Source organism: Colwellia sp. BRX8-4 (assembly GCF_014077345.1).
GTDB lineage: Bacteria > Pseudomonadota > Gammaproteobacteria > Enterobacterales > Alteromonadaceae > Colwellia_A.
In genome coordinates this window covers 41,415-67,376 of sequence record NZ_JACGVS010000019.1, presented here as the reverse complement: position 1 = coordinate 67,376, position 25,962 = coordinate 41,415, and the positions used below count along the sequence as shown (strand labels likewise).

Annotated in this window: 23 protein-coding genes and 1 pseudogene; 1 reads left to right on the top strand and 23 read right to left on the bottom strand. The window is 36.4% G+C overall.

The annotated features are described in order from the left end of the window. Positions 1-248: 248 nt before the first annotated feature. The 13 genes from mnmH to H4J56_RS15235 all read right to left on the bottom strand — a co-directional run bounded on the left by mnmH (position 249) and on the right by H4J56_RS15235 (position 12,808). The gene (mnmH, locus tag H4J56_RS15295; protein ID WP_182259559.1) at positions 249-1,355 is read right to left on the bottom strand and encodes a tRNA 2-selenouridine(34) synthase MnmH; all 1,107 of its coding nucleotides are present in this window, start codon (positions 1,353-1,355) and stop codon (positions 249-251) included. After that, positions 1,355-2,386 carry a selenide, water dikinase SelD gene (gene selD, locus H4J56_RS15290; protein WP_182217272.1) on the bottom strand — a complete coding sequence of 344 codons (1,032 nt, stop codon included), beginning with the start codon at positions 2,384-2,386 and terminating at the stop codon, positions 1,355-1,357. The genes mnmH and selD overlap by 1 nt, the downstream gene beginning before the upstream one ends. Positions 2,387-2,646: 260 nt before the next feature. Continuing rightward, positions 2,647-3,873 carry a cyclopropane-fatty-acyl-phospholipid synthase family protein gene (locus tag H4J56_RS15285; RefSeq protein WP_182217273.1) on the bottom strand — a complete coding sequence of 409 codons (1,227 nt, stop codon included), beginning with the start codon at positions 3,871-3,873 and terminating at the stop codon, positions 2,647-2,649. A gap of 35 nt (positions 3,874-3,908) precedes the next feature. Beyond that, positions 3,909-4,685 carry a DUF1365 domain-containing protein gene (locus H4J56_RS15280; RefSeq protein WP_182217275.1) on the bottom strand — a complete coding sequence of 259 codons (777 nt, stop codon included), beginning with the start codon at positions 4,683-4,685 and terminating at the stop codon, positions 3,909-3,911. A gap of 2 nt (positions 4,686-4,687) precedes the next feature. Then, positions 4,688-5,959, bottom strand: coding sequence for an NAD(P)/FAD-dependent oxidoreductase (locus H4J56_RS15275; protein WP_182217276.1), 1,272 nt, complete (start codon positions 5,957-5,959; stop codon positions 4,688-4,690). Positions 5,960-5,964: 5 nt separating this feature from the next. Beyond that, a complete protein-coding gene (locus H4J56_RS15270; protein ID WP_182217278.1) occupies positions 5,965-6,681 on the bottom strand; it encodes an SDR family NAD(P)-dependent oxidoreductase in 717 nt (238 codons plus the stop codon). After that, positions 6,681-7,142: a nuclear transport factor 2 family protein gene (locus tag H4J56_RS15265; RefSeq protein ID WP_182217280.1), complete on the bottom strand. Its 462-nt coding sequence runs from the start codon at positions 7,140-7,142 to the stop codon at positions 6,681-6,683. The genes H4J56_RS15270 and H4J56_RS15265 overlap by 1 nt, the downstream gene beginning before the upstream one ends. A 67-nt stretch (positions 7,143-7,209) precedes the next feature. Beyond that, complete coding sequence (gene phrB, locus H4J56_RS15260) at positions 7,210-8,589, bottom strand: deoxyribodipyrimidine photo-lyase (RefSeq protein ID WP_182242599.1); 1,380 nt, start codon at positions 8,587-8,589, stop codon at positions 7,210-7,212. A 190-nt stretch (positions 8,590-8,779) separates the two neighbouring features. Further along, positions 8,780-9,739, bottom strand: a complete 960-nt coding sequence (locus H4J56_RS15255; RefSeq protein ID WP_182217283.1) for a DUF523 and DUF1722 domain-containing protein — start codon at positions 9,737-9,739, stop codon at positions 8,780-8,782. A gap of 34 nt (positions 9,740-9,773) precedes the next feature. Continuing rightward, positions 9,774-10,460, bottom strand: a complete 687-nt coding sequence (locus H4J56_RS15250) for a ChrR family anti-sigma-E factor (RefSeq protein ID WP_182217285.1) — start codon at positions 10,458-10,460, stop codon at positions 9,774-9,776. After that, positions 10,453-11,022, bottom strand: coding sequence for a sigma-70 family RNA polymerase sigma factor (locus H4J56_RS15245; RefSeq protein ID WP_404842644.1), 570 nt, complete (start codon positions 11,020-11,022; stop codon positions 10,453-10,455). The genes H4J56_RS15250 and H4J56_RS15245 overlap by 8 nt, the downstream gene beginning before the upstream one ends. Before the next feature lie 130 nt (positions 11,023-11,152). After that, positions 11,153-11,722 (bottom strand): LON peptidase substrate-binding domain-containing protein, encoded by a 570-nt coding sequence (locus tag H4J56_RS15240; RefSeq protein WP_182217286.1) that lies wholly within the window; start codon positions 11,720-11,722, stop codon positions 11,153-11,155. Positions 11,723-12,577: 855 nt separating this feature from the next. After that, positions 12,578-12,808, bottom strand: a complete 231-nt coding sequence (locus tag H4J56_RS15235; protein WP_182230992.1) for a hypothetical protein — start codon at positions 12,806-12,808, stop codon at positions 12,578-12,580. A gap of 160 nt (positions 12,809-12,968) precedes the next feature. On the opposite strand from H4J56_RS15235, the gene H4J56_RS15230 reads away from it, so the two are divergent. Next, positions 12,969-13,865 carry a TIGR01777 family oxidoreductase gene (locus H4J56_RS15230; RefSeq protein ID WP_182230993.1) on the top strand — a complete coding sequence of 299 codons (897 nt, stop codon included), beginning with the start codon at positions 12,969-12,971 and terminating at the stop codon, positions 13,863-13,865. Position 13,866: 1 nt separating this feature from the next. Here the strand turns inward: H4J56_RS15230 and H4J56_RS15225 are convergent, their stop codons facing one another. From H4J56_RS15225 to H4J56_RS15185, 10 genes and pseudogenes are all read right to left on the bottom strand, one after another. Next, positions 13,867-14,424, bottom strand: a complete 558-nt coding sequence (locus H4J56_RS15225) for a DUF3833 domain-containing protein (protein WP_182217290.1) — start codon at positions 14,422-14,424, stop codon at positions 13,867-13,869. Next, entirely contained in the window at positions 14,417-14,977 is a 561-nt protein-coding gene (locus tag H4J56_RS15220; protein ID WP_182217291.1) for a chalcone isomerase family protein, read from the bottom strand. Before H4J56_RS15220 ends, H4J56_RS15225 begins: the two co-directional genes overlap by 8 nt. Next, positions 14,970-15,464 carry a DUF2878 domain-containing protein gene (locus H4J56_RS15215; RefSeq protein WP_182230994.1) on the bottom strand — a complete coding sequence of 165 codons (495 nt, stop codon included), beginning with the start codon at positions 15,462-15,464 and terminating at the stop codon, positions 14,970-14,972. The genes H4J56_RS15220 and H4J56_RS15215 overlap by 8 nt, the downstream gene beginning before the upstream one ends. Before the next feature lie 322 nt (positions 15,465-15,786). After that, positions 15,787-16,152 carry a cupin domain-containing protein gene (locus tag H4J56_RS15210; protein ID WP_182222661.1) on the bottom strand — a complete coding sequence of 122 codons (366 nt, stop codon included), beginning with the start codon at positions 16,150-16,152 and terminating at the stop codon, positions 15,787-15,789. A gap of 455 nt (positions 16,153-16,607) precedes the next feature. Further along, positions 16,608-16,724, bottom strand: a pseudogene (locus H4J56_RS20025) (phenazine biosynthesis protein PhzF); the annotation flags it as partial. A gap of 70 nt (positions 16,725-16,794) precedes the next feature. Continuing rightward, entirely contained in the window at positions 16,795-17,592 is a 798-nt protein-coding gene (locus H4J56_RS15205; RefSeq protein ID WP_182230995.1) for a PhzF family phenazine biosynthesis protein, read from the bottom strand. Positions 17,593-17,775: 183 nt separating this feature from the next. After that, positions 17,776-19,152: a pitrilysin family protein gene (locus H4J56_RS15200; protein WP_182230996.1), complete on the bottom strand. Its 1,377-nt coding sequence runs from the start codon at positions 19,150-19,152 to the stop codon at positions 17,776-17,778. Continuing rightward, on the bottom strand, positions 19,153-20,487 hold the full coding sequence (locus tag H4J56_RS15195) for a pitrilysin family protein (protein ID WP_182217298.1): 1,335 nt from the start codon (positions 20,485-20,487) through the stop codon (positions 19,153-19,155). A gap of 289 nt (positions 20,488-20,776) precedes the next feature. Further along, positions 20,777-21,736: a DUF1186 domain-containing protein gene (locus H4J56_RS15190; protein ID WP_182217300.1), complete on the bottom strand. Its 960-nt coding sequence runs from the start codon at positions 21,734-21,736 to the stop codon at positions 20,777-20,779. 151 nt (positions 21,737-21,887) lie between these two features. Beyond that, positions 21,888-25,940, bottom strand: a complete 4,053-nt coding sequence (locus H4J56_RS15185; protein WP_310733549.1) for a hypothetical protein — start codon at positions 25,938-25,940, stop codon at positions 21,888-21,890. Positions 25,941-25,962 lie beyond the last annotated feature (22 nt).

Genomic DNA, 25,962 nt, shown 5'->3' with positions numbered 1-25,962 from the left:
GCGATAGATTAATTGGCTGTTTTTAATGAAATTTTAAAAATTTAACGTCAGAGTACTTGAATTTTCGCTGGGTCTTACATCAATCCACTGTTAACAAATATCTTCAGTGATCGTACTTTAAGGTGAATTGCTCGTTTAAGGGAGGGAATATGCCGCAATATGACTGTAATGTAGAACGCTCAATACGAAGCATTTGTTATTAGTATCATTCATTGCGGCTGTAGAAATTATTGATCTAGTTTGGTGTGTTACTTACCCTCTAGAAAGGCTAAACATTGGGCATTGTTACCTCGAAAGATCACCCTTTCGGCCTTGAGACCTAACTGATATTGATACATAGGATCATAGTATTCTTCAAGTAATGGCTTTAACCAATCTAAATGATAGTGCGTTAGACCCTTTTGCTGTTCAGTGAATGCCTTAGTTTGAAGTATCTGTAGTTGTGCATATCTTTCTGTACCTAAACGTTTACGTACTTTAAATAAGCCGTGTGCTAAATATTCACTAAAGGCGATAAAACCTTGCTCTACGCCATACGCTGTTTGATATTGCGCAGTCATCTTTATAATATATTCTTGGAATATATGTTCAAGACGGTAGTCCAAAATTTCTTCAATGACCACAATTGGCGCTAATGTCATTGCTTGTCGCAAACTTTCAGGTAAATGTACGCTACCAATTAATCGCCCTTCATCCTCTAAGATCAACGGTTTATCTAAACTATAATTACCGGTAATGTATAATTCAGCCAATTTATTTTCAAAGTCTATCTGGCTGGGTTGTGCGGTAACAAAACCACCAAAACTTGAGCCGCGATGACCTGCAACCCCCTCTAAATCAAGACTATTGCTACAATGAGCAAGAAAAGGCGTTTTACCACTGCCGGTATTACCAGCTAAGATAGTTAATGGATGTAGAGCAAGTTGCTCTAGCTCGTTGAGTAAAAATTGACGAAGTGCTTTGTAACCCCCGATAAGCAAAGGATAATTAATACCTGATTCTTTTAGCCAACGCTGTACCGTTTGAGAGCGTAAACCGCCACGAAAACAATATAAATAGCCTTGCGGGTTTTGCTGAACAAAACTTTGCCATTGTGCCAAGCGATTATCTTTACTTTGTCCACAAACAAGTTCATTGCCAAGGTTAATGGCGGCCGCTTGTCCCTTTTTTTTGTAGCAGAGCCCTACCTCCGCTCGTTCATCATTATTCATTAGCGGAAAGTTAACAGATTGGTTAAAAGCGCCTTTTTCAAATTCAATAGGAGCGCGAACATCCATCAAAGGAATTTTATTGCGAATAATAGTGCGAAAATCGCTGCTGTCTAGTCGCTCTGTGGCAGCGGTGTTTATAATCATTACAATAAACTCACTGTAGGCGAAGTTGCAGCCACTAGTTCACCAATAGGTTGAAGATTCAGACCATTTTCTCGGCATAAAGCTTCAAAGGCTAGCTTACCTGATGGCTGAACAGCAACCAGTAAACCACCGCTAGTTTGCGGATCACATAAAAGTGTTTTTTGTTTAGGGGTTAACGGGCCAACATGTTCCCCATAACTGGTAAAGTTACGTTCACAGCCACCCGGTATACAACCTTGGTCAATGTAATCATTAACAAAGTCAATACAAGGTATTTGCTTAAAATCGACAATAGCAGCAACATTGCTACCCTGACACATTTCTAAAAGATGTCCTAAAAGTGCGAAACCGGTGACATCTGTCATTGCCGTAACAGTTTCTAGAGCTGCAAATTTTTGACCGATTATGTTTAAAGCTTTCATTTCTTGTGGCGCTAGGTGTGCATGTTCAGCTAATAATTTACCTTGCTTTTCAGCGGTAGTCATAATGCCAATACCTAACGGTTTAGTGAGATACAATAGATCGCCAACACCTGCGGTATTATTACGTTTTATTTGCTCATTATTGATTAAACCGGTAACGGCTAATCCAAAAATAGGCTCAGGTGCATCAATAGAATGTCCACCCGCTAAAGGGATCCCAGCTTCAGCACAAATAGCTCTAGCGCCATCAAGTACTTGTTGGGCAATTTCAGGCGCTAAAATATTGACTGGCCAACCTAAAATAGCAATTGCCATTATCGGCTTACCACCCATAGCATAAATATCACTGATGGCATTACACGCTGCGATTTTACCAAAATCAGTGGGATCATCAACTATCGGCATAAAGAAATCGGTAGTTGAAATAACGCCTTGGCCATTGCCTATATCAAAAACGGCTGCATCATCTTTAGTGCTATTACCCACCAATAGTTCTTTGTGTTCAGGCAATACCAGTGAAGATTTAAGCATTACATCAAGTACCGATGGGGAGATCTTGCAGCCACAACCGGCGCCGTGTGAGTATTGGGTCAAGCGAATTGGTGTCATAAGGATTCAATAAAGTAAAAGCAATAGGCTAATTTACAGTAATATTGGCACCGTTACACCTTTGTATTACGATATAGCTGTTGATGTGAGGATAAATATTGAAATTACGGTTAATATTTGACTGGTTGGGGCATGTTATAACAACAAAATAGGCATTATTGCCTATTTTGTTTAATAGGTTACTTATTAATTAAGCTGTCCGCACTTTACTTAATCCATTCAATTAAGATTAAGAAATAAGGCAAGCCTGCAACACTTTATTATTTACGCGCAACTATATGAACAGCACTAGTGGAACGCTCTAAAAATGCGCCTTCACAGTAAGCAAAGTAATATAACCATAGACGTTTAAATGTCTCATCATAACCAAATTGAGTAAGATCAGACCAAGAAACTAAAAACTTTTCACGCCAATGTGCTAGTGTTTGCGCATAATCTAGACCAATATCATCAAGCTGTTCAACAACAAGACTACTATGTTTGGTAATATTATCTGAGAGTACATTTACCGAAGGTAAAAAACCACCTGGAAAAATATAACGCTGAATAAAGTCTACGTTACTTCTATAGTAATCAAAACGTTGGTCGGCGATAGTGATAGACTGTATGAGTAATTTACCGCCATTTTTCAATAAATCATTACATTGTTTAAAGAAGCTAGGTAAAAATTCATAGCCAACGGCTTCAATCATCTCAATTGAAACGACTTTATCAAATGACCCTGTTAAATCGCGATAGTCTTGTTTGAGTAAAGTGATCTTATCTTGTAATCCTAACTTTTCAATACGCGACTGGGCATAACTAAATTGTGCGTCAGAAATAGTTGTTGTCGTTACTTTACAGCCATAATTTTGTGCTGCATATATAGCTAAACCGCCCCAACCTGTTCCAATTTCTAGTAAATGATCACTCTCACATAAAGATAAACGCTGACAAATCGTTTCAAGTTTATGGAGTTGAGCTTCGTCTAATGTGGCATTTTTGCTCGGATAAATTGCAGACGAATACATCATTTCTGGGTCAAGAAAACGCGTATATAATTCGTTACCAAGGTCATAATGAGCAAGAATATTTTTCTTTGAACCTAATTGAGTATTTCTATTCTGCCAATGAGTTATACTGTTCTTAAACTTGTTTAACCATGACTTTTTTGACTCAAGGCTATCAGTTTCTTGTTGTGCTTTAGCAAAAATTCTAATGACATTAGTAAGATTAGGACTGCTCCATTTTCCTTCGATAAAGGCTTCGGATACACCGATACTGCCACCTTTAACAAAATCACGGTAAACACTTATATCATGTATATTGATCTTTCCTTTGAGCGGCGAGCTTCCTGGTGCTTCAGGGAAAATGTTATGCTCTGTTCCTTCCACAACTTCTAATTGGCCATATGATAACTTCGAAAAGACAGAATGAACCATGTCACGACAACGCTTATCTATCCAATTCGCTGTCTGCAAAGTTCTAACACCTTCAATTTGTTCCATTTGGTACTCCTTCATCTTATTTTACAATCTATATATTAATTTGATTTTTGATAGCCAATAAAGGGTATCCGCTTAACGAACAACCTTACTGCTTGCCAGTAGATGCCCCAAACAACTTTTACTGTCATTAAAGGAAGTTGACACCAGATTGCCAACAAACTTTTCTTAGTAAATGGCTTCTTTTTCATAACAAGACTGGCATCGAATAATTTACTTACTTCGCCTGTCTCTTCATTAATTGTTTTGTTTTCAATTTTAACCAGTAGCTTATCGTGTTCAGATGACGGTGGCTTTACATGCCAAAAATATGTCATTGCCATATCCATAAAGGGTGATACCTGAAACTCTTTTTTACTGGTATTAGCTGTTTTTTTATTGAGTAAATTAACTAGATAAAAATGTCTTTCATTCCAAGGGGTATTGCTAACCTCTGCTAACATTTGAGTACATTCATTTTTTTCGTTATAACAAAAATAAAAATTAGCTGGGCTAAAATATATACCAAAACATCTAACTTGTACCAGCATGACAATTTTAGCTATCTCATTGTGCCCATCTAATAGAACAACTTTCTGTTTTATACGGTCCTTAAGAGAGGATAGTTCACCCTTTACATAATCTTTTTCAACAAAGCGTAAAGGATGAAACCACGAAAAACCAAAAATCCCCATACTGTTACTATTATTTTCTACATCATCAACGTCTATCGCGAGCATATACAAAGAGTAATCAAAACTATGCGCCTTAGGACTAAAGCGACGGTGAATTATATTACCTTGATAAATATTGCTTTTGTTGAATAATTCAGACATTTTTAGCCTTTAACAGTAGGTGCTATATAACATTCAAATTTATTAGCCACTTCTACAGCACTTCTAACACCATCTTCATGAAAGCCATTATGCCAGTAAGCTCCGGCAAAGTGCGTATGATCGACACCACAAATGAGTGATCTGCTTTTTTGAGCGGTGATTGAATCAGCAGAAAAAATAGGATGGTGATAGGTAAATTCTCTTAATATTTTTTTCGGATCAATATCTTCTTTCTGGTTTAATGTCACACAAAAGGTATGCTGACTTTCTATGCCTTGCAAAATATTCATATTGTAAGTAACACTTGCTGCCTTAGAGCGATCTTGACTGAGCTGGTAATTCCAACTTGCCCACGCTTTCTCGCGATCAGGTAAAAGTGTTTTATCGGTATGTAAAATCACAGAATTGGCACTGTAAGGCATAGCAGATAGGATGCTATTTTCATTATCAGTTGCATCATTTAACAAGGCAAGGGCTTCATCTGAATGACAGGCAATAACAACTTCATCAAAGGTCTCACTAGCGCGCTCGTTAAAGTGCAAGTGAACTTTGTCGTTGCTACGCGTAATCCCTGAAATATCAGCATTAAGTATTATATTATCTTTAAATGGCGCACATAATGGCGTTAAGTAACTTCTAGAGCCTTTTGGTATAACGTACCATTGAGGCCTGTCAGCGATATTAAGTAAACCATGGTTATGGAAAAATTGTACAAAAAACTTAAATTCAACATCTTCCATTTGCGCTAATGAACTTGACCAAATAGCAGCAGCCATGGGTAAAATATAATGCTCAGCAAAAAATGCGCTGAAATTATTATCAGTTAAAAATTTACCTAATGTTAACCCTTCCTGATAATCATTGTGCTGATAAATACTTTTACAAAGTTTATTGAAGCGTAATATTTCTTTAACAAGAAACCAGAACTTTGGATTAAATATATTTCTTCTTTGCGCAAATAAAGTATCTAAGTTATGGCCATTGTATTCCAGTCCTGTTTGACAGTTGTGAACAGAAAAACTCATCTCAGTAGCTTGTTTACCAATACCAATCTCTGACAATAAAGCCAAGTAATTAGGGTAAGTTTTATTGTTAAAAACAATAAAACCTGTATCTATGGCAAAAGTTTCATCGGCGATTTCAACGTCTACTGTGGCGGTATGACCACCGATTTTGTCATTTTTTTCAAAGACAGTTACTTGGTGCTTTTTTGAGAGTAAATAAGCCGCGGTTAAACCAGAGATACCAGAGCCAATAATAGCAATGTGCTTCATGCTTTTTATTTCCTTAAAATAATTGATTGCCAAAGAGATGCAGGTAAAAAAGAGAATAACTTTAAGGTCAACGTAAGCCTTTTTGGAAAGTGCAAATAATTAGCTCGGCGGTTAACACCTTTAAAAATTCGTGTAGCGGCTTCTTCACTAGATAATAGAAACGGCATATCGAAGGTGTTTTTTTCTGTTAAAGGCGTCTTGATAAACCCAGGATGTACCAATGTTACACCAATATTTTCAGCCACCAGATCAAGTCGTAAACTATTCGCTAAATAATCCATACCTGCTTTTGAGGCACCATATGCTTCACTTCTTGGAAAAGGGACGATTGTTGCACTAGAACTAACAAATACCACCTGCCCACCTTTGTTAGTGAGCGGCAAGAAAAATTCTAAAAGAGCACCTAATGATGATAAATTTGTTGCAATAATATCACTAAATAGTTTGCCGTCGAAATGCTTAGCATCGTCGATGTAACGGCAGTCGCCTGCATTTAATATCATGATATCGATTTCTTTGATATCAACAGCAGCAGACTCTATCTGGGCAGGTTTGGTCATATCGAATACCAATGTTTTAAAAGCCTTACTGCACAGCTTATCTAATTTACTTTTATCACGTCCACAAGCAATAACATTGTCACCCTGCGCTAAATATTTTTCATATAAAGCGTGGCCAATACCTGAAGTGGCGCCTGTGATTAAAACAGTACGAATTGCCATTACTTTGCCGCCTTTTGCTTAATTAATTTTATTAGCTTACCTAAAACAGGTAATTGTTCATAAAGCATTGAGCCAAGATCTAAGTAATCTCGGTGGTAAATGACTTTATCTTCATAACCTTTAATATGGGAGTGGCCTATTACAGTGATAAGTTTACCTTTATTCAACTTGGGGTGTTGATATGACATCGTCCAATAAATAGCAGCTTGATCTTTTTCAGCAATAATATTAGTAATAACAAAATCACAAGTCGATAGATTTTGATATAAATTTTGAAAATATTCAAATAAATTATCAAAGCCTTTAAGCTCATGGATGGGGTCAATAAAAATAACATCACGATGATAAATCTTTGACAGAAGATCTAGATTGTCGGTAGAAAGAGTTTGATAAACGTTAACAAAATTATTTAACCAAAACGGCGAAGTGGTAGATGTATCCTGTGGGGCATTATTTTGCATTGCTGTTACCGTAATGGCATTAGCTAATCATAGAAAGTTTGATTAGCTAAAATTATAAGTAAGCCAGTTATACCTTATAGAAAGCGAGAGCTTTTAACCTAGCTTCTTTATGGTCAACAACTGGTGGCCAGTAAATATTTTTTTTGTTTTTTTCTATAAACAAATGCGGAAAGTGAATATTTTTATCTGGAACACTTCCCAACTCTGGTAAATACTTACGGATGAAAATGCCTTTTGGATCAAAACGTTCACTTTGTCTTATCGGGTTGAAAATTCTAAAGTATGGCTGTGCATCACAACCGGTACTTGCTGCCCATTGCCAGCCACCATTATTAGAGGCTAAATCACCATCGATTAGCTGACTCATAAAATACTTTTCACCAAGACGCCAGTCGATTAATAGATGCTTAGTCAAGAAACTTGCGACAACCATACGAAGTCGATTATGCATCCAACCCGTTTGATTGAGTTGTCTCATGGCGGCATCTACTAGCGGATATCCTGTTTTACCCTGACACCAAGCATCAAACAAACCTTTATCATAATGCCAATGAACGCCTTGGTACTTCTCATTAAAGCACTGGTGTTTAGAAAGCCTTTGTTCATGAAACATTAAATTTCTATAAAATTCACGCCATATGATTTCATTTAACCATGAAAATTCTTGACTATCTGAAGCGATTAATATGTCTGGGTAGGCGTTAATTAAAGTTCTTAATATATACCTGGGACTAATGACACCAGCAGCTAAATAAGGTGACAACCCCGAGGTGCCCTTAATGGAAGGGATATCTCTTTGATCGTGATAATCAGATATTTTTTCATTAAAGAAAGTAGGAAGTACATGTTTTTCAATGTCACCAACAAGTGGCCAACCAGAAGATATACTTGCATCAGAAAGAGTATCTGCTGATGGTACTTTAGCGGTACTAGTTTCTATTTTACCTAAATAATCAAAGCTATGTTGCTTAACATAAGTCAACCAGGCACGTTTAAAAGGAGTAAAAACCTTATACATCTGGTTAGATAAATTAAGAACTTTTCCCTTAGGCACAATAACATCAGCTTCAAATAAACTGAGCTTTATACCCAGTGCAACAATAGCTTTATCACGTTTTTGTTCATTAAATTCGACTTCACTGTTGGCAACAATCTCATTGATATTTTCTTTTTCACAACGCGCTTGTAAGTATGAAACCTGATCTTCAAAAGTAGCGGCGTCAACTAATTCTAATTCAATACCAGCTGACAGAAGCTCTTCACGAAGTGCTATGGCATGGCGTTTTATAAAATCAATCTTTATAGCAGACCAATCATGCTGCTGCCATTGTTGTTCAGAGATGAAAAAAATGGCTTTAAGGGGAGCATTATCTTGATTGTTTTTTAAAAAATACTGTAATGCGGGATTATCATGACTTCTAAGATCATTGCGAAACCAAAGTAACAAATTTTATTCCTTTATCATTGACTGAAAGTAATTTTGCCCGTTTAACAAATTTTATAATCATTGCTAATGGTAAACAGCCAATGACTGATGCTTTATTTTATAAATAGTACAACATTTTATAAAATAAACATCTGGCCTTTGACTGATACTCTATTTTGTAAAGCCGATGACTTAATTAATTTGAGAAGCATTAATATGAATATCTTAACCTTAGTGCATCAGGATAAGGTGCTAAATAAGATTGATTTGTTAAATAATCTTTAGGGTACTGTAATAGGTAATGCTTGATTAACGTTAAAGGAACAACTAATGGCACAAGTCCTTCACGATAAGCATCTATCTGATCACAAAGCTCTTGTCGTTCATTAGCTTTGAGATGCTGTGAAAAATATCCTTGAATATGGGCAAGAGTATTTGCGTGTTTTTTACGAGTCGCTTTTATTTTTAGTGCAGTCATTAGCCCTAAAATATATTCGTCAGCCATATCAGCAAGCGGCATATCCGCTCTCGCTAACAATCGACCTAAATCTTTGTAAGCAATTAAATCATGACTCATTACTGTGTACTTATATTTGCTGTGAAATGTTGTTAATTTGTGTTTAGTAAGCCCTGTAGCAATGAGATTTTGCCAATGCTTGTAAGCAAATACACGAGCGACAAAGTTTTCACGAAGCACCATATCATTTAAGCGGCCATTTTCTTCACAAGGCAGTAGTGGGTTAGCTTCCATAATAACTTTAGCAAACGCACCTATGCCGTCAGATGGTAACGCGTGACCGCCTGGATTGTAAACTTTAACCCTTTCCATACCACAACTTGGACTTTTAGCACAAAAAATATACCCACTTAAATCTTTAGTAGCTTTGGCGACTTTTTCACCGTAAAGCTGAAGTGCTTGTGTAACATCACCACTGCCATCAGGACGAGATACATGAATGACATCGTCCTTTTTTATTAAACGAATTGTCGGCCTTGGAATAGGTAGACCTATTGCGACTTCAGGACAAAAAGATTTATACGTTACGTGATTACTAAATTCTTTTATACAAAAAGTCGAAGGTTTGTTACTGGCATCAAAGCGAACTTTCTCGCCAAGCAAACAAGCACTAATGCCAATAAGTAAATCTTCTTTGTCGACTGAGTGAATCATATTTTTCCCTAAAAATGTTAGAACATCTGCTTACCTAATAGATAAAGGAACCTATTGGATTCAGCAATTTATTAATGCCCTGTGTAAAATGCATTGCGTCATTAGCTACAGTATAACAAAGGCAGCCACTGCTTGAAATTGGATTATGAAGATGTTCACCATCAAGCATAATAAAATCACCCTTTACATATTCACCCTTTTCATCATGAAAAGAACCTTCTAATAATAACGTTAACTCAAAACCTTTGTGGGTATGTTGTGGAACAGAGCCGCTTGGCTCCATGTGCAACAAATTAGTATGAATTTCATTTTCATCAAGCTGTACACGTTTTCTTGCTAATTTACCTATATGTGCTGTTTTTCCCAACATCATATTATTCAATACGCTAGGTAATTGATAAGACTTATCTTTAAAACTGATAATTTTATTTTCAACCGGTTGCATAACATCAATCGCATCAGAATCTGTGATGCTATTAATCATGTCATCAAAATTTATCGCTAGAATACCTTCAGCAACTAAATCGCCACCACTGTGAGTGATATTTGTAGCTGACTCATCAAAATTCAATTCTGCTACTTGGTCAGTCAACAGTGATATTTTCTGTTGGCAAGTTGGACACATACTAGCGTGAATGGAAATACCTGCAGACAAAGAAGCGGGTAAATCACCATTAACAAACGACTGTATTAACTCAAATTTCGGGTGATGTTTAATCATGATTTTTTCCTAACTGCACTTTGAGTTTCGCTAAAGCTAAACGCAAACGAGATTTTATAGTACCTAGAGGTAGATTTAGATGGTTCGCTAGTTGTTCTTGAGACATTTCCATAAAATAGAAACCTTTAACAACTTGCTGTTGTGCTTCTGGTAATTTTTCAATTACTGATAAAAGCTCTTTATTTTCAAGATGATCATCAAATGATTCTTCTTCACTCACTTGGCTTTCTGCTAATGGCCAAATGTCATCACTGAGGTTGTCTTCTTTGTTGCCCTTAATCTTACGTAACATGTCAAAAGTGACATTTCGCATGACTGTATAAACCCAAGTCGTAGCAGCTCCTTTGTCTTTATCAAATAAATGGGCTTTGCGCCAAACATTACTCATGGTCTCTTGAACCACTTCGCTAGCTTGAGCTTCATTAGGGAATTTACCCCGGGCAATTCGTTGAATTTTAGGTGCAAAAAATTGAAACAAATCGGTGAATGCTTTTTTATCTCTTGTGCATGCTACGTCGTTAAGCCACTGACAAAGCTGAGGATGATTAATTTTTTCTGTCATGTTACTAGATTTAACACTTGTCACTGTGCTTAGCAAGTTAGTTTGCATCACTTCTATCACCGCTTTTCGCTTTTATTATATTTAGATGCTTATACGGATACAAATGAATAAAGATCACTAATTAATATATTTATTTATCTATAACAGATTGAACCAATTCTTTTGCGGCTTGAAAATCATGATCAATAACAAATGTAGCTTTTATGTCTAAATCTATTGGTAGCAACTCTAGCCATCTTGCAATAACCCAGCTTGGACGAGTGATTTCTTTTTGCTGATATAAATCATCTAAGTCCGGATTGTTCGTGAATACGTTTGCTAAAGACTCTGACAACTCAGAGAGTGAAGTATCGACTGAAGATTGTGACCAATGTTGAATTTGCTTTACATCACCAAAATACAATTTATCGCTATCCAAGGTTAACGTATTAATTTCTACTAATGATTTACATTTAACATCAATTTCTAATATTCCGTCATCTCCTTGATCAAAATTAATAATTTCGACCCAGCTTCCCCACAATGAATTTGAAATATCATTGTTGCTATTCTTCGACCATATAATGAAGCCACCATTTTTAGAAGCAATACCCACCATTTTTAAATAGCGCGGTTCAAATATTCTTAATTTGGTAACTCCCTCAGGCAGAAGGAATATAGGCAAAGGAAAAACAGGTAGATTGATTGTAGTTATTTTCATATATTTATTACTTCTATTATCTTATTAATATATACGTGCATGGACAAAAAATGATCACAATTATATAAAAATTCATCTAAGCCGCTGCTAAAACATCTATATAAGTAACCTATGAATCAAAGGTAAACTACATTTAGTCAGGCCACTATGCTTGAATCAAAGCCGATAGATATTAATTGTTCATTACTATCGTTATTGTTTGTTATACGTTAAAAAACAAGCAATCGATCACATAAAGATAAGTAACAGGCAAAAAAAAGCCCCATAGGCTGGGGCGTAAAAATATGCATATAAATAGGTTATGCATTAAAGGGTTAAACTATGTCTTAGTCAGAGTTACTATGTCATGTCGATAAAGATTAACTGTTATCGTCATGTTTGGTTATACGTTAATGGCCAGATAATCGATCACTTAAAAGTAAATAATAAGCAAAAAAAAGCCCCATAGGCTGGGGCATAAAAATATGCATATAAATAGGTTATGCATTAAAGGGTAAAACTATGTCTTAGTCAGAGTCACTATGTCGTGTCGATAAAGATTCACTGTTATCGTCATGTTTAGTTATACGTTAATGGCCAGCACATAGCCGATCACTTAAAAGTAAATAATAAGCAAAAAAAAGCCCCATAGGCTGGGGCGTAAAAATATGCATATAAATAGGTTATGCATTAAAAGGTAAAACTATGTCTTAGTCAGAGTTACTGTGTCCTGTCGATAAATATTAACTGTTATCGTCATGTTTAGTTATACGTTATTAGCCATATAATCGATCACTTAAAAGTAAATAATAAGCAAAAAAAAGCCCCATAGGCAGGGGCATAATATCAACTAATTAGAAAATGTAATACGAGCTATTAATCAAGAATTACGGTATCGATACCAACAGATATTTTGGTGTTAGATAATATTGCATCTATTCCTGTAGCCTGAAGTCCTGCGACTAATGTACTAAAACTGCCATTACTAATAGCAGCATCAACAATGGTTATTTTTTCTTTTTCTGGCTCTGTTGCTTTATCATCATTACAAGCTTGTAGAAAAAACATACTTATAATGGTTACTGTTAATACTTTAAAATATTTCACTTGGCTTCCCTTATACGTTTATTAAGTTAATTTCATTTCAAATTACGCATAAAAAAGACAAAGTTCACAATATTTTGATAAAATATTAAAACAATTTTGAATGATCTTATAAGATTAATACTACGTATTAATTTAGTTATTCTAATCATTGGATGTACCTATGAATTATCTTATTACCGGTGGAACTGGCCTCATTGGCCAAGCATTGATTAAATCTATAAATACGGACAAAAACACGATTACGGTGTTAACTCGAAATATTAAATCTGCGAGTTCAGTCATAAACAAAAAAGTCCGGTTTATTGATAAACTCTTACTTACCAACATAGAAAGCACTGATATTGTTATTAATTTAGCCGGCGAGCCTATTGCTGATAAGCGTTGGTCACAAGAGCAAAAAAATAGAATTTGTCAAAGCAGATGGGATATTACTGAAGAAATAGCACAGTTAATTTCTATCGCAGAAAAACCACCAAGTTTGCTTATTTCTGGCAGTGCAATTGGTATATATGGTCGACAAAACAGTCAAGCCATTGATGAAACCTTTAAAGATTTTCATCAAGAATTTACTCATGAAGTCTGTGCAAAGTGGGAAGAAAAAGCGTTACTTGCTTGTTCAGTAAATACTAGGGTTGCTCTATTACGTACCGGGATAGTATTAGATAAGAGTTCTGGTGCCTTAGCTAAAATGTTATTACCGTTCAAATTAGGTGTTGGCGGGAAGATCAGTAAGGGCGATCAAGTTATGTCTTGGGTGCACATTGACGATATGGTCTCTGCAATATTACATATAATTGATAATGACAACTTGTCAGGACCAGTAAACATGACATCTCCTAATGCGGTAACCAATGAAGTATTTTCAAAAGCTTTATCAAAATCACTTCATCGTCCTAGCCTTTTCACTACGCCAGCCCCACTACTTAAACTTATCTTTGGTGAAATGGCAGAGTTGTTGCTGTATGGACAAAATGTGGTACCACAAAAACTATTAAATAGCGGTTTCGTTTTTAAACATAATAAAATTGAAGCCGCTTTAACTGACCTACTACAATAACTTAATTAGACTGACAGCTTTGGTTTGTTGTTTCCTTATCAAAAAACAATGTTATTTCAGCAACCTGAACACCAAATTTAGACATAGCAGTTTTGTTAAAGACCTTATTTTCATCTAACTGATACATCCAATCATCCATAGCAACTTCCATTATGTCACCATCAAGGTTTAACGATAATGTATATTGAAACTGAAAAGCAAAACCTTGATGCTTGCCAATAGCCTCACCGACAACATCTTCTGCACCGCCGACATAACTTCCATCAGATAGTTTAGTCAATTGCCAATTACGGTAGCTTATTTCACCGTCATCAAAGTAAAACTTTTCTGCAAGTACACCCTGATCTTCTTGCCAACTTCCTTCAATTTCGACACAAAAACGTCTTTTAACTTCATTGGTATAATCTTGAACTATTCCCCAAGCAATAACCTTACCATCAAAGTAAGATTTTATATCAAATGGCTTAGCTACTGGTTTGTATTCCTCTAACTCTACCGAACAGCTAGAAATAAATAAGCTTGTGGTAATAAAAGCTAGAGTTCTTATATATTTATTCATCTTTGTTAATTCCTAATAATTCAAGCCTAAGCTTAGGTTCACTGGTATTTTTTGATAACCATATATCGAGAAAAAGTTGACTAAATTCTTGCTGTTCAATTTCACCAATAAGATCGTTATTAAAATAAAAAGTACTCTTATTATTACTGACATATAAAGACAAGCTATCGCCCTCTTTAATATCAGGCCATATTTTTTCAAGCATAGGTACATAGCTTTCAAAGTTTTCTCTTGGTACACCTAAATGCTGCCATTGCTCGACTGTACGTTCAATTAAGTCTTTACTTGAAATGTCAGTCAAATAGTTAATCTGGTATAACAATTTTTCATCCGTTAACTCAATAGGATATTTTCCAGAAGTTGTCAGTAATTTACTTTTGTACAGGTCCCAAAAAAGCACAGAAAAAGTTGTTTGACCAACAGGTATATAAACCTGCTCTGTAAGAATATTATTTAATGTGTCTGGCTTGATATCATCAGTTGCTAACACTTGAACGGTAATAAATTGTTGTAACATGGTGATAACGATCAATCGAGCATAAAATTTAAGCATTATTTACCTCTTGGGTAATAATTTTTGATTTCAAATAAAAAAACAAAATAAACAATGTCCCCCATACCAACGCTAAAAGGGTATAAGTTGTAAGCATAGAATAACCAAAATCAACCGCTGATAATTTATAACCAGCAATATAACTTAATGGTGATATTAATCCTCCTATCACTAATTGAAGGACCTTAGAAGAAGCTAAAAATTGTAAGCTATGACAAATGGTGGCGGCAAAACTAGCCCACAACATCATCAGCCAAAAAGGAATATGAGCTTTTTCAATAAAAATGAAAATATTGAGTTGCTGTAATAATGAATCAACACCAATACCAATGACGCTGACCAACAAGATTAACAACAATTCTTTATAATTCTTAGATTGAAAAAACAAGTGGGCAAGTAGAAGCATAAAGGCGAATGGAATAAAATTATTACCCCAATAAACCAAGCCAAACCATGAAACATTAAAACCAATTAAATTAATCAACATATATTTATCAAATCAACCTTTTTTTCTATATACGTATCAATAAGAGAATAAGATCTATCCACTTAGGTTTAGCACAACTTATATGGAATATTTGTTCTTGTATAAGCTAGCGGTACTAACATTGCTAAAATTAAACGGAAATACATTTTTGCTTTGATAGTATAAGTTTTATATCGCATAAGTAACATTGTAAAACCTATGATGATTACACTAGAGGTTATTAGCGTTGCAATGTTCTGTGCTAACAGTTTAGAGAGCGGCACCTACAAAAGCCAATAGGGTAAAAATGCCCGTTAGCAAAGTAAAAGTATCGCTATATACTTTATACCCAAAGATCATTCTGAGCGGTAAGCTCTCCTGGTGAATCTCCGGTATTAACGACACCACAAGGTTCTATAAGCATTATTTTACATTCATCTTTTGCATGAGGTTTATGTTCAACGCCTTTTGGCACAACATACATTTCACCCGCAAGAAGGTCCACTTTGCCATCCCTAAACTCAATACTCATAGCACCTTCTATAACAAGAAAAACTTCGTCGGTGTCTGGATGCGAGTGCCAAGTAAATTCATTTTGAATTTTAGCCAATTTAAATTGATAGTCATTCATTTGGGCAACCACTCTTGGTGACCATTGATCAGAAAAACGAGTGAACTTATTCAATAAATTTATCGGTGTTTTTAACATGAGATTCCTTAAAGGGAGAGTGATTTTTAATGTCCACTGAGCGATAGCGTAAAGCGCCCTTAATTGTCTAAAACGCTACACTGTAACTGTACCCGTTAAGTACTGCACCGCTTTACCTGAGATATAAACTTTATCTCCTTCTATGCGGCACATCAGTTTTCCTCCTCGCTTAGAAGCTTGGCAAGCGATGAGGTCGATTTTGTTTAACTTTTTAGACCCTGATATGGGAGTGTTAGTCTAAGTTTAGGTTTTCAACTTAACAATAACGCTACACTGTAATTGTACCCGTTAAGTATTGCACCGCTTTACCTGAAATATAAACTTTATCTCCTTCTATGCGGCACATCAGTTTTCCTCCTCGCTTAGAAGCTTGGTAAGCGATGAGGTCGGGGTTGTTTAACTTTTTAGACCCTGATATGGGAGTGTTAATCTAAGTTTTCCACTGAACAATAACACTACACTGTAATTGTACCCGTTAAGTACTGCACCGCTTTACCTGAGATATAAACTTTATCTCCTTCTATGCGGCACATCAGTTTTCCTCCTCGCTTAGAGGCTTGGTAAGCGATAAGGTCGGGTTTGTTTAACTTTTTAGACCCTGATATGGGAGTGTTAATCTAAGTTTTCCACTGAACAATAACGCTACACTGTAATTGTACCCGTTAAGTATTGCACCGCTTTACCTGAGATATAAACTTTATCTCCTTCTATGCGGCACATCAGTTTTCCTCCTCGCTTAGAGGCTTGGTAAGCGATAAGGTCGGTTTTGTTTAACTTTTTAGACCAATAAGGCATTAATCCAGTATGAATAGAACCCGTTACTGGGTCTTCATCACCACCATTTGCAGGCCAAAAGTAACGAGAGACAAAATCAAACTCTGTTGATGTCGATGTCGATGTCACAACTACATCATAAGGAGCAAGCTGCTTTAATTCGTCACTATTGGCTATAACAGCGAGCACATCACTTTCATTTTTGTAAATAACAAAATACGCTTGGTCATTTAATAAAACGTCGATGGGATTAATCGACAAACCATTTAATAGCGCCTCAGGAATATCATTTACGACAGCGGGCTCTTTATTAGGAAAACACATCTGTATAAGGCCATCGGGGGTTTTTGTAACTGACAGATCGCCCACGGCCTTTGCGAAAAAGTTAATTTCTTTAATTGTGTTATCTTTAGCAAAAATAACGAATGAAGCAGCTAGCGTGGCATGCCCACAGAAATCAATTTCGGTTATCGGTGAAAACCACCGTATTTCATACGTTTGATTATTAATTTGTTTAACAAAGGCAGTTTCTGAAAGGTTATTTTCGATAGCAATAGACTGCATAAGCTCTGTAGTCAGCCAGTCTGAGGTTATAATGACAGCCGCGGGGTTGCCTTTAAACGTCTCATCAGTGAATGCATCTATAACATTTATCTGTAGTTCCATTAAAAATAATACTCCAGTGTGATCAATTTTTCAGTGTTTTTTTATCAATAATTGAGGCTTATTGAATAAAGCGATGGTTGCTGTTCTCGTTGGGTTCTCTCTGTTCACAACGTGCGCAGTATAGTACTGCGCACTTAATTTTATATGCTAAAAATTTTAGCGTTATGCGTTTTTATTACACATCTAAAAACTAACCGTATTGATATCAACTTCTTTTACCTTACCGTATTTTTTTGCTTTTTCAACAATGATGTCAGCCTTACCTATAATGACTAGCTGTAAGTTTTCTCTTGGAAAAACAGTTTTAACAATCTCATTTGCTTTGATGACATTTAGCGCATCAACATTTTTTTGAAAATCGTTAATAAAAGTATTATCAAGCTGTTGAACCCACATAGTAGCTAGTAAACCAGCCAGTTGACGGCTTGTTTCATATTTTGGAGGGAATTGCCCTTTAACATAAGCTTTAGCAGATTCTAAGGTATCTTTATCAATACCCTGCTCCCATAACCTGTCATAGGTTTTTAGCGCTAAATCGATGGCTTCAAAGGTTGTTTCATTTTTAGTGAAAGTAGATATAACAAACGTACCCGCGGTTGAGTAGCTATTGAATTGACTTCTCGCGCCATATGTTAAACCCGAATTAACACGTAATGCGTCATTTAACCACGAGGTAAATCTACCACCCAATATAGTATTGATCACTTTTATGGCAACCATATCAGGATGATTAGACGCTATGCCTTTACCACCTATGATAAAAGTACTTTCGTTAGCATCACTTTTATTAACAACCAATACGTTTGATTCTTCAGGAGCTTTAAAGCTCTTTAAATTAGGGGCACTTATATTTTTAGTTTGCCAGTCTGAAAATAAATCATTAATCTTTTTTTCCATACTTTTGCTATTAAAGTCGCCAACAACTATAAGTGCGCTATTATTTGCTGAGTAGAATGCCTGGTAAAAAGTTTTTATTTGTTTAAGAGAAAGCTTTTCGATAGTTGAAATATTGCCATCAACAGGGTTTCCTAATAAATGTTGTTGAAAATATAGGTGGTTAAATGCACCGCCGATAATTCGCCCGGGTTGCTCCCTACTTTGTTTTAGGTTTTCAAGGTAACGTTTTTTCTCTTTAATAAATTCTTCATTTTCAAAGCTTGGCGCTAATAAAATATCTCTAAATACTGGCAACAATCCATCAATATCTTTACTGGCAATAGATAAGCTTAACGTAGATGACTCCATACCAACGTTGTTGCTAAAGTTAGCCCCATGAAAATCAAATAAATCTTCAATTTCTTTTTTTGATAATTTATTACTACCAAAACCAAGCGCAGTACCCGTAAAGTTCGCTAAGCCATAATTGTCACCGTCATTAACTGCGCCAGCTTTAGTCACCACTCTAATATCGACTAAAGGGACTTCATGTTGTTCCATCAAATAAACGGTTAAGCCATTTTTCAATGTCAGCTTTTGATAATCGGGTAAAGTAAATTCAGCGAATACTGGATGACTTAATGTCAGGATAAAGCTGCAAATAAATAAAATGGAATGTTTCATCTATAAATCTCCTTCGCTGCTGTCTTGTTCAGCAGCTAAAATGCCAACCGTGCGGTTCGACTTTATTAAATAGGTACTTGCGACACGCTTAATGTCTTCGACTGACACTTTGTTCATGTCTGAAATTGCCGTAAACATTTTCGAATAATCATCGAAAAATAACGCATATGTCCCTAACGTATTTGCTTTGCCATTGATTGTGGAAAGCGTGCGATAAAAATCTACCTGAGCAATATTTTTGGTTTTGGTGAGCTCATGCTCAGTAACGCTATTAACAATAATATTATTAATTTCTGCCACCATCGCTTGCTCAAGCACACTCGCTTTTACCGTACTGGTAGCGGTAGCGAAAACATAGAATAGATTGGGATCAAATGAATCCGGCATATAAGTAAAAACGCTTGTTGCTATTTGTTTATCATCAACCAGACTTCTAGACAAACGAGAACTTTGGCCATCACCCAAAATAGAGGCAAGCATTTTCAATGGATAATAATCTGCATGGCGAGTTTCTGGTACGTGAAAAGCAAATAATACATTGGCAGAGGTTGAAGATTCCTTTTGCACGTATGTTCGACGCTCACCGAGTTGCTTAGGCTCAACGGTATGTACTTTTCTTGGGCTTGATTGTGCGCTGATCGGTGCAAAATGTTTATTTGCGAGTTTTTTTACTTGCGCTAAGGTGACATCACCACTAATAACCACAACAGCATTGTTCGGTGCATAATACGTTTTATGGTAGGCCTTGAGATCTTCAATCGACCAATTATCTATGTCTGACTGATGACCGATAACCCCCCAACTGTATGGATGTGCTCGAAAAGCGACGCCTTTTACTTCTTCATGCAGTTTACTGAAATTTGAATTTTCTAACCGAGTTGACCGTTCAGAGGTCACTACGCCACGTTCACTTTCTACCATAGCTTCATCAATAGCGAGGTTTTCAATACGATCGGCTTCTAAACTGAAAATTGTTTCTATTGCACTAACCGGGAACCAATTAGTATAAGCGGTAATGTTTTCCGAAGTGTAAGCGTTATTAGCTCCGCCGGCAGCTTCCATTACACGGTCAAACTGTTTAGGGCCGTATTTTTTTGCACCATTAAACATCATGTGTTCAAAAAAATGTGAAAGCCCCGTTATGCCAGGATATTCATTTCTAGAGCCTACTTTCCAGAATAAATACATGTTGGCATTAGGGATAGAATGGTCTTCTAATACGATGATGGTCATACCGTTGTCTAAGGTAAAAGACTTAACATCTTCAAGCGTAGTTAAGGCACTTGCAGACAAGCTTACCAAAGCACAACAAAGTGCTAGGATTAATTTTTTCATGTTATTTTCACTATAAACTTTAATTGTCGTTGATTGTATTGAGAAAAAATAAATGTGCAAGCAACAAAGACGCGTCAAACGAAATTTGTTAATAAAATGTTGATTTTTACATTGATGATGACAGATTGATGTCATTTACTGATAAAATTAAGCATCAAAAAGATAACTGATATAGCGATTAATTTTAATGAAAAATTCCCTTAAGAAAGTAAAAAACCGCTAATCTTTCAATGAGCGGTTTTTCTAGTTTGACGAGTTAATGTAGGTACGGATTTAATTGCGCTGTATTTTACTGTAAGCAACACTTTTTATATTTTTTGCCACTACCACAAGGACATGGATCGTTGCGTCCAGCCATAGCTAATGAACTCACCGGTACGCTGTTCTCTAAAATTGTTTTTTCGTCATAAAGGATATTAGCTAATAAACCACCTTCAGCCATTAACGACTCAAATATATCATGGTCTTCACTTGGAAGTGTATCGATTAGCTCATCTTCAGAGTCATCATCAATCCATGCCTTTAACGTATCAACGACACTAAACTCTGCCTGAATAATACCAGACTCTATAAGCTTAGGTGCATCTCCCCTGTGCCAGGCCTTTACCTCAGATTTTTTAAAGCGGTCTTCATCAAATAAGTCTTTATCACATAATTCTACAAACTGATGTTTGAAATTATCAAGTTGATATTCAATACAAGAATCGGCTAATGCACTCATTAAAAAACTACTGATTGGATTAGGTAAAGCCAAAAAGGCTGCTAGCCAGCGAGTTACATGTTCACTTAATTCGGTCTTATCAATGACACCCACTTCGTATTGAGCAAACACCGCTTCAATAGCAGAAGCTTTGCAGTACATCGCTTGATGACCATCAACAATGTAATCAGACAATACTTGTGTATTACCATCTGCCACATTATAAAATAAGGTTGGCGTTAATTCAGTAAGAGCATCTCCAAAAACCCCTTCAAGGGGAGTTAAAAAGGAATCACTGCGCGAGAATAACTGCAGACATTTTGACAACGCGGGAACATATTTTAATTCTGCTAGTAATAAGGTGCCGAAAAATAAAATCGCCTGTTGCTCATCGGTAAGCGAAGTATCATCGGTAATAAATTGATCGATGAGTCGCTCTAAATCAGGATAAAACACTGACCAATTCATTTTAACTGCTTCTAGCGCTTCAACAGGTAGTTCGTTGCCATGTGCAGTAGCGATTACCAATAAAGCTTGTTCTAAATTCATGTAAGTTCCGCGTTAAATAATCAATAATGGGTGGCAAATGCCAAATGTTACATAATAAACACTTCCTATTGCCGTTACCAATGAAAGCACTAGATCTAATCAAATTTTCATTTAATATTTCAAATAGATCTAGTTTTGTTGCAACGAGCTATTATTTTTCGTCTAGTTGCTTACTGAGTTCACTTCGCCAATAGCCTTGTTGACCAAGCGCTTTCCAAGCCCATTTTATCCAACTTAAAAAAGCAAAACTCAGCCAAATAACCCAAACCAACATAATACCTTTATAAAAAATGGTTGAGATACTCACCACAGATACTTGGGGTAACAAACCACTCGATTTATCTGAAAACCATTGCAGGTGGTTACCGTATGAATAATTACCTTCAATACCCATACTAGGCGAACTCAACAGGCTGGCCGGAACCACAAGTAAAAGCGACACGATGGCGACAATTGATAACAGATATAATAAAACCTGCGATGCATTATATGAAAGTCGATTAATATTTTTTGGTCGATAAGTACTAGCAGTGATAGCAGCAAACCACAGCGCCATTAGCATTAACACTCCCCAATTACTTAAACTTAAGCCAAAGCCTAAGATTATCCAGCTCACGGTATTTAAGGGTGAAAAATTCACTCTTGAGACGAGTAAAGCTAATAAAATAAAAGCTAACAACTCCCCCCAATAAAGTACCGCTGGCCCCAGTAGAGGACCTTTAGCAGAAAGTATCCAGCGCTGACTACTCAAATTAATAATACTAGTAATATTACTTATTGGCGCATTTAAGTTTATTTTTGGCGCAGAGAACAACAATTCTTCTTCAACACTGGCACGCATCAGTATCTGGACATTATGTTTACCAGGCAGTACTGGAATTGCCAGTTTATCGTCTTCTAATTGAAGGTTAATCAGTTTGTTATCCGTTCTAATTTCTTTTAACTGATAACTTAGTGGCAATTCAATAATATGCTCGCCACCACGTGTACTTCGATAATCAAAAGATAAACTTAAGGTTGAAGTACGGGTGCCTTGCTCAATAGTGTAATTCACTGAATCTATGGCTAACACGTCACCTTTTACTGGAACAGGTCGGGTAATGGTGAGATCTAGGCTTTCTCCGGGATATGGATAGAAAGAGTAACGATAATAATCATTATTGTCTTGGTCTTCTAGAATTATTGGTAATCCAGAAAGATTTGCATGCCACGCAGGACTAACAATCACTCGCCATAGCTCAATTAATGGCTGTTCAGGCTTAGCGTGCAAACGAAGGTCTTGTTGTTGAGCAACGATAGAAGTCCAGGTAAAAAAGTTAACTCCAGCGGGTAAAGTAACTGCCACTTGATTATCTTCAACAATAACCTCTGCGCTGGTAATATTTTCACCTGCTATTAAAGGAACCTTAATATTTATTGAACCGCTATTCGGCGCTATTCGTTCAACCTTAGTGCGTATCGTCCATAATTGGTCAACAGTCAGTTCTCTGGTCACTTTAACAAAGGGCTGTGTACTATAACGAGTTGAAATTTGCTGATTTTCATTTTCCTTTTTATCGGTATCGGTAGCTAAAAAGGCCAAGGTATTGCCAGTTAACCGGTCAGCTTGACGACCAACAATTTGCCAAGCGGCTGAAGAGGATGTATTAACATGCTTAGGCTTATCTTTAAATTCAAGTTGGAATTCATCAACGGGAGCAACCTGCCCCCGCAAGGTGATGGTAGATAATCCTTGGGCAATAGGAATATATATCCAACCTTTATAGTTAACTAAGCTTTCAATTTTATTTTCAACTGAAGTCTCACCTAGTAATAATTTTTCTGGTCGCCAAAATTCAGACTTGGGTAAAGCTAACGCAGTAGCTGTATTAGCATGAACAGATAACACCAAGGTTAATTCTTTCTCACCAATGCTAACGTGTAATCTATTGATAGCAACACAATCAGGCACGCAAGATGGCGCTTCTGTCAGCCTTACCTTAAGCTCATCTAAGAGTTTTTGACTGGGGAAGTCGGCGGCTTCAACATTAGGTATATAACTCGGCATTAAGAACAATAATACCAACACACTCGCGACTGCCTGAGGTTTAATTTTAGTGTATGCCTCGCTAATGACTTCTTTTAATATTAAAAACAGCCAAATCAAAGTCAACAATATACCCAGTATCTTAATGAACCTATAGATGGTTTTTGATAAAACAATCACCTCGAACGTTTGATCTTTAGCAACAGGACTATTCCAATTAATTTGATAGCTATTCCACTGCCAACTTGGAATACCAGAGCCAGCTTGCATTAACGCATCAGCTTGATAACGCTCCATCATTAATTCAGCCATTTTCACTTGACTACCTGACACTATGATTCTTTCAACAGGTGCACTCATTAGATCTGCTGAGGAGATAACATCACTGCGTTTTCTGCTCATCTGTGCTTCTTTGTTTTTTACAACTACTCGTTCTCTATAACTGTCTGCACTTGATTCGCGTGACTCCAGCTGAGGGTGTATCACGGTTCGTAATTGGGTTGCAGAAAATAATAATATCGCGCCAATAGCAACCGTTATACTGATCCCCCAATAAGCCTTAACTAGGACTTTCATGCGTTCAAAGGGTTGATGCTTTTTAATAACGATTGCTAAAAGTAAATTAAGAATGGCGATCACAGGCGCGTTTATTTCTTGATATATAAAAAGCAGCATTACCGCAGTGGCAATACCTGCGGTGACATTAATCAATCGACTCGCCATTAAAGAAGATAATAAAACAATAAAACTTGCCCAAATTGACCAACTTGACCACCAACTGTTTGACACGGTATCGGCTCCAAATACGGCAAACAATTTATTGCCTGGAGGCAGATTTAGCTTCAATGATACCCGCTCAAAATCGTTGTTCCAACCGCTAACAGGTAGTTGTTTGGCTGAGTTGATAATACCTCTTGCTTCAATTTTTACCTGTGGATAACGGTTTTCGATGCCCCTTTCATTGGGCTCTTTGGTGGTAATTAATACTGAGCCATCTTGGTCTTCTGCAGACTCTAATAAATAAGGAGATTTCATACTTAAACGCCAATCATTGATCATTGCGCCATTAATATCATCATTAAAGGTGTAAGTTGAATGATCAAATGAAAGCCATAAGGTGCGTTTCAAGTTAAGTTGATTTTCTAAATGTAAGGGCTTTCCTCTATGTTGAATATCATAACGCAGTGAATCGTCGTTATTAACTAAATAACTCGGTAGCTCATACCAAGCATTGGGCATATTTGCTTGACTACTATCAACCATTTTTGCACCTTCAACTTTACCCAGTCGCAAGTTTTCATGCCCTTCAAAAACCCAAATTTCTTCTTTTGGCCAATGATGAGATTGTTCAGGTTTTTGCCACGTTAATAAAGTAGCGGGTGCATAAGCTAGCACCTTTATTTCCCAACTGCCGGGTTTCAATTTAGCGTGCAAGATACCGTCACCATCTAAAAATGAGGAAACAGGTGATTCAATGCCAATCAGTTCAAACCCTTCAGGCAGTACCTTGCCGAGTTTTACTTCTCTCATTTGACCTGACACATTGATACTAATGAAGGTTTCAAGCTTTATATAAGCGCCGTCTGCAATTCGTCTTGCAACCGTTATATCAAGAGAGTCTTGTTTCTCTTGGCTCGTTTCAAACTTTTGTAACCATAGCTCATTATTTTCTATTTTAGGAAAGGCGATGAGTTGGTTATTAATTGTCATTTTAACGAATGCGTATTGTTCAGGGATAGCGATACTTTGCGGTATTTTTGACCATTCAAATTGGCCTGCTATAACATAAGTGCCTTTGACTAATTCAATAGATGGCTTACCTTTATAACTAAATACAGGAAAGTCTTTGTTATTAACCTTCACAGCAAGTGGCCAGTTATTATCATTTCCGGGTAAAGGGATGATACTTTTCGTTAATACCTGCCATGATTGTTTAAACGTTGCTGAACTGTCTGTTACATTTATTACCAGCGTACTTGGCCAAGCACAAATATGATTCTGCTTTTCAGCAAAGTTAGTATTATTGATGAAAGGACAAGATAGATTTTCGTGGCCTTTCATTACCCAAGACACCCATGGTGTTAAAGGCTCCGGGATAGTGTCTTTTGCAAAAAGTGAGCACGACATTAATAATAGTAGGCAAGAAAAAACACTGTAGGTCAATTTTGTATTTTTCACTTATATCTCCTTGTGACGTTTT

Excerpts from the sequence above, each read along its gene's own strand:
- selD (WP_182217272.1), bottom strand. The coding sequence starts at position 2,386 with ATGACACCAATTCGCTTGACCCAATACTCACACGGCGCCGGTTGTGGC.
- H4J56_RS15280 (WP_182217275.1), bottom strand. The coding sequence starts at position 4,685 with ATGTCTGAATTATTCAACAAAAGCAATATTTATCAAGGTAATATAATT.
- H4J56_RS15240 (WP_182217286.1), bottom strand. The coding sequence starts at position 11,722 with ATGAAAATAACTACAATCAATCTACCTGTTTTTCCTTTGCCTATATTC.
- H4J56_RS15250 (WP_182217285.1), bottom strand. The coding sequence starts at position 10,460 with ATGATTAAACATCACCCGAAATTTGAGTTAATACAGTCGTTTGTTAAT.
- H4J56_RS15285 (WP_182217273.1), bottom strand. The coding sequence starts at position 3,873 with ATGGAACAAATTGAAGGTGTTAGAACTTTGCAGACAGCGAATTGGATA.
- H4J56_RS15190 (WP_182217300.1), bottom strand. The coding sequence starts at position 21,736 with ATGAATTTAGAACAAGCTTTATTGGTAATCGCTACTGCACATGGCAAC.
- mnmH (WP_182259559.1), bottom strand. The coding sequence starts at position 1,355 with ATGATTATAAACACCGCTGCCACAGAGCGACTAGACAGCAGCGATTTT.
- H4J56_RS15195 (WP_182217298.1), bottom strand. The coding sequence starts at position 20,487 with ATGAAAAAATTAATCCTAGCACTTTGTTGTGCTTTGGTAAGCTTGTCT.
- H4J56_RS15210 (WP_182222661.1), bottom strand. The coding sequence starts at position 16,152 with ATGTTAAAAACACCGATAAATTTATTGAATAAGTTCACTCGTTTTTCT.
- H4J56_RS15200 (WP_182230996.1), bottom strand. The coding sequence starts at position 19,152 with ATGAAACATTCCATTTTATTTATTTGCAGCTTTATCCTGACATTAAGT.
- H4J56_RS15205 (WP_182230995.1), bottom strand. The coding sequence starts at position 17,592 with ATGGAACTACAGATAAATGTTATAGATGCATTCACTGATGAGACGTTT.
- H4J56_RS15275 (WP_182217276.1), bottom strand. The coding sequence starts at position 5,959 with ATGAAGCACATTGCTATTATTGGCTCTGGTATCTCTGGTTTAACCGCG.
- H4J56_RS15225 (WP_182217290.1), bottom strand. The coding sequence starts at position 14,424 with ATGAATAAATATATAAGAACTCTAGCTTTTATTACCACAAGCTTATTT.
- H4J56_RS15245 (WP_404842644.1), bottom strand. The coding sequence starts at position 11,022 with ATGACAGAAAAAATTAATCATCCTCAGCTTTGTCAGTGGCTTAACGAC.
- H4J56_RS15270 (WP_182217278.1), bottom strand. The coding sequence starts at position 6,681 with ATGGCAATTCGTACTGTTTTAATCACAGGCGCCACTTCAGGTATTGGC.
- H4J56_RS15265 (WP_182217280.1), bottom strand. The coding sequence starts at position 7,142 with ATGCAAAATAATGCCCCACAGGATACATCTACCACTTCGCCGTTTTGG.
- H4J56_RS15230 (WP_182230993.1), top strand. The coding sequence starts at position 12,969 with ATGAATTATCTTATTACCGGTGGAACTGGCCTCATTGGCCAAGCATTG.
- H4J56_RS15255 (WP_182217283.1), bottom strand. The coding sequence starts at position 9,739 with ATGATTCACTCAGTCGACAAAGAAGATTTACTTATTGGCATTAGTGCT.
- H4J56_RS15215 (WP_182230994.1), bottom strand. The coding sequence starts at position 15,464 with ATGTTGATTAATTTAATTGGTTTTAATGTTTCATGGTTTGGCTTGGTT.
- H4J56_RS15220 (WP_182217291.1), bottom strand. The coding sequence starts at position 14,977 with ATGCTTAAATTTTATGCTCGATTGATCGTTATCACCATGTTACAACAA.